Here is a 12580-nt window from a genome sequence, read left to right on the forward strand (position 1 = left end):
TCCTTTTGTATGTAAATTAGGGCATAAAAGACGAATGTTTTATATCCCATTGCTATATCAAAACAGTTGAACGATATTTGGTATATCTCATTTTCGAGTGTCGGGGGCATAGAATGGATCAACAAGGAAAGACGTGCATTGAATTCGACTACACTAGCTTTTTAGGAGCGACAGGTAGTAAAAAATGGACCTTTTTAGAGGCATTTGCCACCATCGCGCCTATTTTCGGTTTGATGTGGAAACAGAACATTGCGGAATTGAGCAAGCCTGAAGATCGGTTGTGGGATGCCGCATTAAAATCGATGTCTTCTCGTAAAAGTGATGAATCCAATTTGGTCCGCTTAACCCAGCTAGCTAAACATGAAGGGATCAATGAATTGCGAGTCGTTATGCCATATTCGCTCGACGTTCAGCAAATCGAGTACATAGAATCTCGCAGTCAGTTGAAAGTGGACACGTCAGAACAAGATGTTCTTAACATCAAGTTTTAGGCTGAGTATTTCCACTGCATCGATGTACTACTTAACAATAGTGCAATGAAAAGCGACCTCAAAGTAGGTCGCTTTTTTATTTTGAGGTTTTTGTCACAGGTCTTGGAAATGTGATGAATATAGAGTATTTGCACTTAAATTAACAAAAATGTAACGTTTGGAAATGCAATTGTCATAACTAGCTTCTAACTTTGTGTTTTTAGGACAAATTACCGACTAAGTGGTTGGTACTGTAAGTTCGAATTAACGTCCCTTATTGGCACACAAGGATGATTGAGTCACCACGTCATTTGGGCATAAAAACAAGCACAATAAGAAAGGAAGTCAATATGTCTTTGTCTCGTCGAGACTTTATGAAAGCAGCCTCTTCAACTGCGATTGTTACCGGGTTGGTGGGCTGTGGTAGCGATGCTAGTGAATCTGTTGCGGTTACCTTTGAGCACGGAGTGGCGAGTGGAGATCCTACTCAAACACAAGTAATCATTTGGACTCGTGTTACAACCTCAGCGAGCTACGCAGATGTAAGCTGGCAAGTTTCATCTAACGAAAATTTTACTGATATCGTGCAAAGTGGCACTTTTGCCACAGACACGAGCCGAGATTTCACGGTAAAAGTCGATGTTCAAAATCTCAACGCAAATTCTCGCTACTACTATCGATTCATGGTTGGAGATGTCACTAGCGAAGTCGGGCAAACTCAAACATTACCAGAGGGTGGTGTAGAAAAGGCATCCATGGCCGTTGTTTCTTGCGCAAACTATCCTGCTGGTTATTTCCATGTGTATCGAGAGATTTTAAATCAACATGAGCAAGACCCGTTTGATGTGGTGCTTCATCTCGGTGATTACATTTATGAGTATGGTGCTGGTGGCTACGCTAGTGAAGATGCTGAGGCACTAGGGCGAGAGCCAAGCAAAGGCACTGAATGTATTACCTTAGATGATTACCGAAAACGGTATGCGCAATATCGCCAAGATGCTGATCTGCAAGCGTTACATGCGAGCCTACCAATGATTGCTGTCTGGGATGACCATGAGCTTGCAAATGATACTTGGAAAAATGGTGCGGAAAACCATCAAGAAGAGGAAGGCAGTTTTAATGATCGTCGTGCAGCAGCTGCTGCCGCGTGGACAGAATGGTTGCCCGTTCGTGAAAACACTTTCTCAAACATGCTGATTTACCGTCAGTTTTCGTTTGGAAGTTTAGTCAATTTGATGATGCTCGACACGCGACTTGTGGGGCGTGATAAACCGTTGGATTATTTCTCGCTCAGCTCACCAACGATGGAAGCTATTGGCGGTTTAGTTGCTCAGTCGCGCAGTCAAGACCGAGAGCTGTTAGGCGGTGACCAACTCGCTTGGCTGATGGATGCGTTCAGTACGCACGACGCAACTTGGAATGTGATAGGGCAACAAGTGTTAATGTCTCGTATGGAGTTGCCAAGTTCGGTTATGACCGCGATGTTTCAATTGTTTACTGCCACTGAAGAACAAAAAACAGAGGCGTTATTAGCGGTAAACTCTGCGATTACGGGTTATCTCTCTGACCCAAGTTTAGATACCATTGCTTTGCCATATAACCTAGATGCATGGGATGGTTACTACGTTGAGCGAGAGAACGTTTATCAACTGGCCAAAGCCAGCAGTGGTAATTTTGTCTGTTTGGCAGGAGATACGCACAACGCATGGGCAAGTGAGCTTAAAGACGTATCTAAGTATCCTATCGGGGTAGAGTTTGCGACTAGCTCTGTGAGTTCCCCTGGGTTAGAGGCCTACCTCGCGTTAGACCCTGTCGCGATCGCTCAAATGGAATACACGCTGCCGCACTTAGTGTCAGAATTACAGTGGGCAGACATCAAACAGCGTGGCTTTATGCGTGTTACTTTTACGCCCGACAAAGCAGAGTCGACCTGGTATTTCGTATCAACGATTAAAGACAAAACATATCAGGTGACGACTAAGTCAGCCTCTACAACAGATGGCACTACGTTAAATATCGGCTAAACTGAGCCTAATACGAAAAAGTCCGCAAGCTAGTGCGGACTTTTTATTGGAAAGCATTTAGCAATCTAGCGACAGTGCTAGTCAATCAATCCGTATTCTTTGCTCAGAACTTCGATGATTTCCGCTTTCGGATTCTCACTCAAATGAATCGGCTTGCCTGTAATCTTCTCGGCAATACCAATGTAGGTGCTCGAAATCGCCATCAAAGATTCGACGGGTAAAGCATTATCACGAGCGAGTGCTTCACGCTCTGGCATACGTTCTTTATTTAGCAAGATATCTGGGTCAGGGAAGTGGTTAAGTAGGAACTGGCGGAAACCTTCTTTTGAGTTCTCTACGATGTGACCTGCTTGGTACTCTTTAGCATCCCATATACGAGACGAGTCTGGTGTACCCACTTCATCCATGTAAATCAGCTTTTCATTGCCAGCAGCATCATGAACATAACCAAATTCGAATTTGGTATCGACAAAGATTTGGTCAATTGCTTCTAATGCTTGGCTGATAACGTTAAAGCCTTCTTTCAGCAGTTTTTCGTAGAGTGCGATATCGTCCGCACTTGAGAAGTTAAATGCTTCGTAGTTGTCTACGATATTTTGACGAGTAATATTAACGTCATCCGCTTCTGGCACACCGGGAATGCCTTTTAGAATGCCTTTTGTGGATGGGGTCATTAGCAACTCTGGCAGTGCTTTGTCTTTTTCTAACCCTTCAGGAAGTTGGATTCCACAAAACTCGCGCTCGCCATTTGCGTAAGCGCGCCACATCGAACCCGTGATGTATTTGCGGCAGATGGCTTCGATTTTTACCGGTTTGGCTTTTTGTACAATCCAAACAAAAGGGTGAGGAATGTCTAGAATATGGCTATCTGCTAAGCCATTTTCTTTGAACAGTTTGAACCAGTGATTAGAAATCGCATTAAGCGCAGCCCCTTTACCCGGGACACCATTAAGACCACCTTCAGCATGCCAAATACAATCGAACGCAGAGATTCGGTCGCTAATCACCATGATAGCCAAAGGCGCATCTGGCGCGACATTGTATCCTTTTTCTTTGATCAGTCGGGCGCTGTCTTCATCAGTTAACCAGTAAACTGAACGAACTTTTCCACTATGAACGGGTTTATGGGTGCGAATTGGCAGGTCGTCATTGACGGCAAGTACTTGATTAGCAAGGCTCATTGCGACATTCCTATCATCTTAATCAAACGTCAGAAAGAGAAGATATTCAGCAAAATGTGGGCGCTGAATAAATCGAATGTGGGCATCATACCAGAACTATTTTAACTCGCCAGAGAAAAAAGCAAACGTTTGCCTATTTTCTTTAATACAAAAAAAGCCCCCTTAAAAAGGAGGCGAGATGCAGGATGGATAACGTCGAACTTATTAGTGGTACTTATTAACTCTGCCTTCGACGAAAAAGACTTCACACTGATAGCGCTGCGCCATGTCGCGCAACATAGATTGATTCATAAGTGCAATTTTATTGGATGCGACAACAGCACTGGCATTGCCTGATCGGATGGCTTTTATCACGATCTCGACTTCTGAAAGCTGTTGAGAGGGCTTCATTTGAATAACGTTTTTACAGCAAATATTAGAAGCAGTGAGTTGTTCAAAGTCTGGACGAGGGCAGTCTGCTGTAAACAAAATCCATTGTTTCTGCTGCGATAAAACAGCCAGCTTAGATAGAAGCTGATCCGAAACGGCCATGGGCTTAGTTGCTTGTGCCAATACGTTGTAACGAGAGTATGTATGAGATTGACTTTGTAACTGCATCTTACTGTTCCTTTATACATGCTGTATGCCTATACAGTAGTTTGTTTTGGCGACCTGATCAACAAGTTTCTCAAAAGTTATTTGCGGTTTTTTGAAAAGGAAATAAAAGAATTTTACTTTAAGTAATTGAATTTATTTGTTTATTTTTTATTTCTGATATGTCTAACATCAATTTAAAAATGTGAGGTGAGTAGAAAGTTGGACGAGAGACATACAGGGGTTTACTACTGTATATACAGGTGTTTTTCACGGACAGTGGTTTGTATACAGTGGAAGAGGGCTGATAACCGATGCGACATGCTATGTAGGATAGGAGGGAATACGAGATAGAGATTGGAAATAGGCTTGGGAGATCAAAAAAGCGCCTTATAAAAGGCGCTTTTGAAAATCAGTTCCATTGATTCCGTCTTGCTTAGCTCGCTCGTTGCAAACGTTCGCGCATTTGCAATTCGCCTTGGTTAAATAGGCGCACGTCGATTTTCGCCATATCGTAACAAGCTTTACATGAGTAGTGGTGCTTGCCATCTAAATAATCGTGACGAGTTACAAGACTAGGTTTTTTACACCAATCACAGGTGCCTTCTTCAGTGAACATTGATTTTCTCCCCACCTAGATTAATTTGAGTCGTTAGGTGTTATTTTGCGCCGGGCATTATGGCATAAAAGCGCGACTTAAGTTAAATGTCTGTTAATTTCTTTGAGAGGGAGATCGATTGCGGTGCTTGATTATATGGGAATAAAAGCATGGCAGCCAAAGTATCCTGACCTATTTTTACTGTTTTGTAACATTTTGTGAGACGAGCTTAAAGGCATGATTGAGTCGCTTCATTTCTTCTTCACTGCCCCTTGTGTCAGGATGATAAAGCTTTGATAATTGTCTATAGCGTAGCTTGATTGCCTGTAAATCAGGGATGGTTTGTGGTGTGTAGCCAAACATAGCACACGCGACGCTTAGCTTATGGTTTTCTGCCTGAGTTTTGGATTTCTTAAATTCTCTGAATACTTTCTCTAACTGACGCTTCAGTTGCTTGTTCGTAAACTCTAGCTCTTTTATTTTTTCCGCCATTCGTTGATTTTGGCTTTCCTCTTTGGCTTCACGCGCTTTTCTATTCTGCTTAAGTTTTTTGATCGCGAGGAAACTTAAGCCGCTGATGATGAGGATCGCCGCTAGCCAAATCAGCCATAGAAACTGCGAGTGTTTTACTTTGGGGGTTGCAACTGTGCTTTTCTCTTCTTGTGTTTGCTCTGCTTTTTTATCGAGCGACTTTATTTGCGAGACTTGTTTAGCTCGTAGTTGGTTGAAGCGCAGCTCTAACAGTTGATTATAAGCTTGTTCTGCTGCTGGATTATGCTGAGAAGCCATTTGATACAAGGCTTCAGTCAATTGAGAAGTTGTGACCTTACCTGGATTGCGCTGAATAAAATCGGCGAGAAGAAAGCCACGATCGGTTGGGTCATTGAGTGCGATAGAGGTTAGCCAATATAACGCTTGTGTTTCATTTTTTTCGCCATTTATCCCTTTAGCAAAGTCGTTCGCGAGCTGTTTTTGTGCAGGGAGGTAACCTTGGTTGGCGGATTGCTCTAGCCAGTAGCGCGTTTCTGGTGAGGCTTCAGCTTCGTTTGATGCCAATAATTGTTGTGCGTACTCGTATTGTTCGATGGGGTCATTTGGAGCTTGAGAGGCAAGTGAGTAGCCAGAAAAGCTGAGGCTAAATAAGCAGAGTAGGGCAGACGTTTTGACAGACATTAATATGTCAGGCCTAACGATAATGGTTAGGCCTGCTCCGGTAATTTTTTATTATTACCGTTATGGTGCAACCAAATTACTTCAGTGGCAAGATCTGGATTTCAACACGACGGTTGCACGCACGACCTTCAGAAGTTTGGTTTGAGCAAATTGGGTTACGTTCGCCGTAGCCGCGTGCAATTGCACGACCAGGTGCAACGTTTTGAGATACTAGGAATTGACGTACGGACTCTGCACGGCGCTCTGACAACGTTTGGTTGTATGACTCACTACCTGTGCTATCCGTGTAACCGTCAATAACGAGACTGGTATCTGGGTACTCAACTAGGATGCGAGCAACACCGCGTAGAGTATTATGGATACTAGCATCAAGCTGGTAAGAGCTTGAAGAGAAGCCGATACCGTTTTCCATACGCAGTAAAAGCTGATTTTCACCAACACGCTGAACTTGTACGCCAGAGTTTAGCAAAGCGCGACGTAATTCCGCTTCTTGTTGGTCAAAGTAGTAACCAACGCCAGCGCCAGTCGCTCCGCCTGCGGCTGCACCAATGAGTGCATGCTGACGACGTTCTTTAGCATCATCACCCGTTGCTAGGCCGATTGCTGCGCCAGCGATCGCACCAATAAGCGCGCCTTGCGTGGTGGAGTTAGTTTCGTATTCACCCGTTGTTGCATTTTGGCGTTGAGTGGCTTGACAGCCAGTAAGAGCTAGCACTAGAGCTAGTGCAATAGGCATCTTTTTCAAGGGAAAATCTCCGTATAAAACTGAGGCGAAACCATGCCTCATAATGGGATGCGAATTATGAATAAACAAGCATTGATATTTGTTATGAGAAAGTAAGATTGATAAGAGTTTCTGTAAGAAAATTCCTATCAATACTGCCAAAGCTCTCAAAGTAAGCCCCATCGACATCGAAGTCATTGCTGCTTATGTGAATCCTTTACTATTCTGGCTATTTCGATGAATCGCCCAACATTTTGCGTGCTTGTTCGCCGCCCACTCCACGGTTAACTGAAACCTTTCTACCTTTCTTTAAGCCCACTTCGTAGTCTTCAGTTAGGTTTTTCATCGCTTCTTTCAATTGCTTCTTGAACGTTTCGCGGTCAATGTTTTGGAATTCTTTATCAATATAGTCATTAATTTTATTGGCCGACTCTTCATCTGGAGAAATAATTGGCAATTTTTCAATCGCGCCTTCCACCCAGCCAGATACAAATGAGTTCACACGGCGAGTCACTTCCTGAGAAGAGGTGCCGGTGCCAGCAAAGCTGTTTCGGAATTGTCCGGTACTTTCGTTCATCTCGCGATAAACAATATCGAAAGCAAATGCAGCAAAAATAGCGCGATCTGCTTCACCGATAAATTCGACACGTTTGAGCCCTTTGTGATTCAACAATACTGCTTCGACACCGAATTTTGTGTTAATGCCGCGAATCACTCGCAATATGGTAGAACTGATGTTCGCTGGTAGCAGATGAGAAGATTGTGTTTTTCCCATTCTGATGAACTCAATATCGTCTTTATCGAGACCATATTTAAGCATGAGGCGATGTGCCATTTTGATAGCATTGGCAGCCTCATTAACATTAGCGGAATTGCCCAGTTCTAAGCACTTGGCGATTTTTTTCAGAGCTTTTTGTTTATCCATCGACAACCAGTAACGAAAGCAGAAAATTTATGAAGTCAGACATATTACCTTTTTTGACATAAAAACGAAATACAAGGTGGGACTGAAGATAATTTCTGCACATAAAAAGAAGCCTCGCATTAAGCGAGGCTGGCGTTTTAGTTCGTCGTAATCAGTATGAAGTCGTACTTGTGTCTAAGAAGCCATTCTTCATTAAGATTCGTTAGAATTACAACCCGAGCTGGTTGAGCAAGTCATCGGCATCATCGTTTGATCCCGACGATTTAGATTCTTTCTCAGCCAACTGTTTACGTGTTGCCTCTAAAATGTCGTCTGGGTTTTCGTCTTCAGCAACTTCAAACTCTTCCAGTTGGATGAACTCAGTTTTATCCATTGCTAGCTCGAGATAGAAAATATTGTTGTTTTCGGTGGAGAACGTCACTCTGCGCGCTTGAGGGCGGTCAAGGTTGGTATCAACTTGTAAGATAACTTGCTTATTCAGCGCCAGCATTTTTGGTTGGTTTTGTGTGATGTTCGTTTGCAGGTCTTTACGAATTTTATTAGTGAAGTCTCCGACCAGTTGATTCATGAGTTCACCCAGAACATCGCCTACCTCGTCAGAAGTATGAGATATTGCCAGTTCTTCTTCTGGCATGCCCATATTACGCATGTAGTTGGTGTAGATCTCCAGTGCGGCTTTTGCCGTAAAATTAATCACAACTAGCCCGGTAAATCCGCCATCAAACAGAACAAAACAGCCAAAATCTGGTTTGAGGCTAGTCTTGTGGATTTTTTGCACCATTGCTGAATAATTTACTTGAGAAGATGTCGCCGAAGTAAGTACGCCAGAAACAGACTGGCAAAGTTTGAGAAGGATATCTTCAGTGGTCACAATTTTATTTTTTTTCATTCTGAAAACTCATCTAGAAACGCGATTCGTTCCCCAATGTAAGGCATCAAGCGTGAAAAAATAAAGCATAAGTTTAATTATTGTATCGAGATTCTGATTTGCTCGTCTTTTTAAATGTTGTAAAGTGACGAAATTCAAAGAATATTACTTCACTAACTCTTTTGTGGTGTTTTTTTCGCTTAGCGCCAATTTGTATGAGAAGTGAGCAAATAATTACACAACCCGCAGCTGATCGGATCAGCGTCGTAGGGGCAGGAAGCAAATGTTACCAAGATTACACTCGCAAACTGATGTCGATCCTCTTGTTCTTAGTTTTCTGAAAGAGCTTGAGCACGCCGGATTCACTGGTGATATCGAAAGCCAATATTCAAGTCGACTAGCGGTTGCCACTGACAACAGTGTTTACCAGCAACTTCCTCAGTCTGTCGTTCATCCCAAAACGACAGAAGATGTTTCTCTCCTCGGGAAACTGAGCAATAAAGAAAAGTACGAACGAATTACCTTTTCACCTCGTGGTGGCGGCACGGGGACCAATGGTCAGTCGCTAACCAAAGGTATTGTGGTGGATATGTCTCGCCACATGAACAAAGTGCTTGAGATTAATGAGAAAGAAGGCTGGGTTCGTGTACAAACTGGTGTAGTGAAAGACCAGTTAAATGACGCAGTTCGCCCTTATGGCTACTTCTTCTCTCCAGACTTATCTACCAGTAACCGTGCAACGATTGGCGGCATGGTCAACACCGATGCTTCTGGTCAAGGTTCTCTGAAATACGGAAAAACATCCGATCATGTTTTGTCGCTACAAGCGGTGTTTGCTGATGGCTCAGTTTTAGAATCAGACCTGTCCAACGGCTACCCAAAAGAAGACGAGTTTGCTGCCAAGGCGCTACGTGTAACGGAATCCGTATGTCGTGAAAAACGCCAGCAGATCGTAGATAAGTTTCCTCCTCTTAACCGCTTTTTAACGGGCTACGATTTAAAAAATGCCTTGAATGAAGAAGGTGACCGTTTCGATATCACACGAGTACTGTGCGGCGCTGAAGGTTCATTGGCATTCATTACCGAAGCGAAGCTTAACCTGACGCCAATTCCGAAAGCGCGTACTTTGGTTAACGTTAAATACAACAGCTTTGATTCTGCACTGCGTAATGCACCGTTGATGGTCGAAGCGAAAGCGCTGTCTGTAGAAACCGTTGACTCGAAAGTGCTTAATCTCGCGAAGCAAGATATCGTCTGGCACACCGTGAGTGATTTGCTTACCGATGTTCCAAATAAAGAGATGCTTGGCATCAATATGGTGGAATATGCAGGTCAGGACGAAGAAGAAGTTGCAGCGCAGGTTGCATCGCTGACCGCCAAGCTCGATACCATGCTAGAAACAGAAGAAGCGGGCATCATCGGTTACCAAGTCTGTAACGATGTAGCGAGTATCGGGCGTATTTACAACATGCGTAAAAAAGCGGTGGGTTTGTTAGGCGCAGCAAAAGGCCGCGCTAAACCGGTCGCATTTGCTGAAGATACCTGTGTGCCACCAGAAAATCTGGCGGACTTCATTGTAGAGTTTCGAGAGCTGTTAGACAGCAAGTCTCTGAATTACGGCATGTTTGGTCACGTCGATGCCGGGGTGCTTCACGTACGTCCTGCGTTGGATTTGTGTGACCCGCACCAAGAAGCATTGATGCACGAAGTTTCTGATGAAGTGGTTAAGCTGGTGGCGAAATACGGCGGTTTGATGTGGGGTGAACACGGCAAAGGTTTCCGTTCAGAATATGGCCCTGAGTTTTTCGGTGATGAGTTGTTTACTGAGCTGAGACGTGTGAAGGCGGCATTCGATCCACACAACAAAATGAACCCGGGCAAAATCTGTACGCCGCTTGATAGTGATGCAGAGTTAGTAAAAGTTACCGATACCAAACGTGGTTACTATGACCGTCAGATTGACGTTCAAGTACGTGACAGCTTTAAACAAGCGATGGAATGTAACGGTAACGGTTTGTGTTTTAACTACGATACTAGCTCGCCAATGTGTCCATCGATGAAAGTAACAGCCGATCGTCGTCATTCACCGAAAGGTCGTGCGGGTTTGGTTCGCGAGTGGTTGCGTCAGCTCACAGAGCAAGGCATTGATATCCTTGACTTAGAAAAGCAAACACTAGAAAACAAAACATCAATCAAAACCATGATTGACCGCGTACGTCATTCTATCAATCGTCGTCACGAGTATGACTTCTCTCACGAAGTGTATGAAGCGATGAATGGTTGTTTGGCGTGTAAAGCGTGTGCGAGTCAGTGTCCGATTAAAGTCGATGTTCCGAGCTTTCGCTCACGCTTTTTAAACATCTATCACTCTCGTTATCAACGTCCTGCAAAAGACTATCTGGTTGCGAACATTGAGACTATGCTGCCGATGATGGCAAAAGCGCCAGGTGTCGTAAATGGTGTTTTGAAGCAGTCGTGGGTGAAAAGTTTAACGGCATCTACGGTCGGGTATGTCGATGCGCCGTTGTTATCAGTACCCACCTTGAAACAACGAGTAGAGTCGCTGACAACGCCTTATGATCTGCAAGCGCTCAGTGGTTTGTCTTCGTCTGAAAAGAGCAAGCATGTTTTAATTGTTCAAGACCCATTCACTAGCTACTACGACGCTGATGTCGTTGAAGACTTCGTTAAGTTATTGAAAAAGCTGGGTATGTATCCGGTACTTCTGCCGTTTAAGCCGAATGGTAAAGCACAACACATTAAAGGGTTTTTACGTCAGTTTAAGGACACAGCAGCCGACACAGCGAAGTTCTTGGCGATGGTAGCGGATTTGGATATCCCATTAGTTGGCGTCGATCCTGCTTTGGTGCTGTGTTACCGAGATGAATACGCTGAAGTGCTTGGCAGTAAGCGAGGTAATTTCGATGTACTAACAGCCCACGAATGGCTTTACCCAAGACTAGAAGCGTTTGAAAGCGGAGAGCATAAGGCGCAGGAACCTTGGTATCTGTTTGCGCACTGTACTGAAAAAACCAAAATGCCAAATGCGGAAAAAGAGTGGGGCGCTATTTTTGCTCACTTTGGTGCAGTTTTGAATACGGTACCTGTTGGTTGTTGTGGTATGGCGGGTACGTTTGGTCATGAGGTTGATAAGTTGTCGATGTCGAAAGATATTTACAATTTAAGCTGGAAGCCAAGCTTAGATAAGTTGGATAACGAGAGATGTTTGATTACAGGCTATTCTTGCCGCAGCCAAGTGAAACGCTTTGAAGGAACGAAGCCCAAGCATCCCGTTCAGGCATTGTTAACTTTGTTGTAATCGGACTAAATCAAGCCCAGTTTTACTGGGCTTTTTAGAAACCGTATTTAGACCCTTTCAAAGGATATGAATCTTGAGAAAACTTGAACTCAAAGTCCCACCTGTTGTGGTGTTTTTGTTAGTCATACTTTTGATGTATGGACTTAAAGTTTTGACGCCGAGCATGAACATTCGAGTACCCTTTGTTGAATTTGTAGTAGGTGTATTAACTTTGTTGTCTGGTTACATAGGCATTGCTGGTGTGTATGAATTTCGCAAAGTAAAAACCACAGTAAACCCAGTAAAACCTGAAGCGGCATCTTCTGTTGTAAGAACTGGTGTGTTTGCCTTTTCACGCAACCCTATGTACACGGCATTACTGCTCCTAATCATAGCAACTGGTTTGTGGTGGCAGCACTTGAGTGTGGTGCTTTGTGGCGTGATATTTGTCAGTTATATGAATCGGTTTCAAATCAAGCCTGAGGAACGCGTTCTAGAGCGATTGTTTGGTGAGGAGTATGTGGATTATAAAAATCATGTTCGTCGTTGGCTCTAAGCATTGCGTTTAGTTTTGTTTGGATGAGACATAAAAAGAAAGCCCAACGGTCGACGTTGGGCTTTCTTTTAGTAAACTGTGCCGTCCTAAATAAGGTTGACACTTTCCCCCCAAAAAAATTGGAGAGTGTTATGAAATCAACAACTAAAAGAACTCAGCGCGATTACTCCCTCGCTTTTAAACTCACTGT

General features: G+C 43.7%; 11 protein-coding genes. 4 read left to right on the forward strand and 7 right to left on the reverse strand.

The annotated features are described in order from the left end of the window. Positions 1-113 precede the first annotated feature (113 nt). Both R7070_RS08580 and R7070_RS08585 read left to right on the forward strand, forming a co-directional pair. Positions 114-491 (forward strand): hypothetical protein, encoded by a 378-nt coding sequence (locus R7070_RS08580; protein ID WP_005377965.1) that lies wholly within the window; start codon positions 114-116, stop codon positions 489-491. Positions 492-820: 329 nt separating this feature from the next. After that, positions 821-2494 (forward strand): alkaline phosphatase D family protein, encoded by a 1674-nt coding sequence (locus R7070_RS08585; protein WP_318141182.1) that lies wholly within the window; start codon positions 821-823, stop codon positions 2492-2494. 77 nt (positions 2495-2571) lie between these two features. Here R7070_RS08585 and R7070_RS08590 read toward each other — a convergent pair whose 3' ends face one another. From R7070_RS08590 to R7070_RS08620, 7 genes are all read right to left on the reverse strand, one after another. Next, entirely contained in the window at positions 2572-3675 is a 1104-nt protein-coding gene (locus tag R7070_RS08590; protein ID WP_064376418.1) for a phosphoribosylaminoimidazolesuccinocarboxamide synthase, read from the reverse strand. A gap of 204 nt (positions 3676-3879) precedes the next feature. Further along, positions 3880-4272 carry a SulA-like leucine-rich domain-containing protein gene (locus R7070_RS08595; protein WP_005377962.1) on the reverse strand — a complete coding sequence of 131 codons (393 nt, stop codon included), beginning with the start codon at positions 4270-4272 and terminating at the stop codon, positions 3880-3882. Positions 4273-4684: 412 nt separating this feature from the next. Beyond that, positions 4685-4867 carry a hypothetical protein gene (locus tag R7070_RS08600; RefSeq protein WP_005377960.1) on the reverse strand — a complete coding sequence of 61 codons (183 nt, stop codon included), beginning with the start codon at positions 4865-4867 and terminating at the stop codon, positions 4685-4687. Positions 4868-5044: 177 nt separating this feature from the next. Continuing rightward, entirely contained in the window at positions 5045-6019 is a 975-nt protein-coding gene (locus tag R7070_RS08605) for a J domain-containing protein (protein ID WP_005388848.1), read from the reverse strand. 76 nt (positions 6020-6095) lie between these two features. Further along, on the reverse strand, positions 6096-6755 hold the full coding sequence (locus R7070_RS08610; RefSeq protein WP_005377956.1) for an OmpA family protein: 660 nt from the start codon (positions 6753-6755) through the stop codon (positions 6096-6098). Positions 6756-6972: 217 nt separating this feature from the next. After that, positions 6973-7668: a DUF2786 domain-containing protein gene (locus tag R7070_RS08615; protein WP_005377954.1), complete on the reverse strand. Its 696-nt coding sequence runs from the start codon at positions 7666-7668 to the stop codon at positions 6973-6975. Positions 7669-7876: 208 nt separating this feature from the next. Then, positions 7877-8557 (reverse strand): DUF3334 family protein, encoded by a 681-nt coding sequence (locus R7070_RS08620; protein WP_005388843.1) that lies wholly within the window; start codon positions 8555-8557, stop codon positions 7877-7879. 262 nt (positions 8558-8819) lie between these two features. On the opposite strand from R7070_RS08620, the gene R7070_RS08625 reads away from it, so the two are divergent. After that, positions 8820-11855, forward strand: coding sequence for an FAD-binding and (Fe-S)-binding domain-containing protein (locus tag R7070_RS08625; RefSeq protein ID WP_170893865.1), 3036 nt, complete (start codon positions 8820-8822; stop codon positions 11853-11855). A 73-nt stretch (positions 11856-11928) separates the two neighbouring features. After that, complete coding sequence (locus R7070_RS08630; protein ID WP_170893864.1) at positions 11929-12390, forward strand: methyltransferase family protein; 462 nt, start codon at positions 11929-11931, stop codon at positions 12388-12390. Positions 12391-12580: the final 190 nt, after the last annotated feature.

This window comes from Vibrio sp. 1557 (genome assembly GCF_033340175.1).
In the GTDB taxonomy this organism is placed as follows: Bacteria; Pseudomonadota; Gammaproteobacteria; order Enterobacterales; family Vibrionaceae; genus Vibrio; species Vibrio alginolyticus.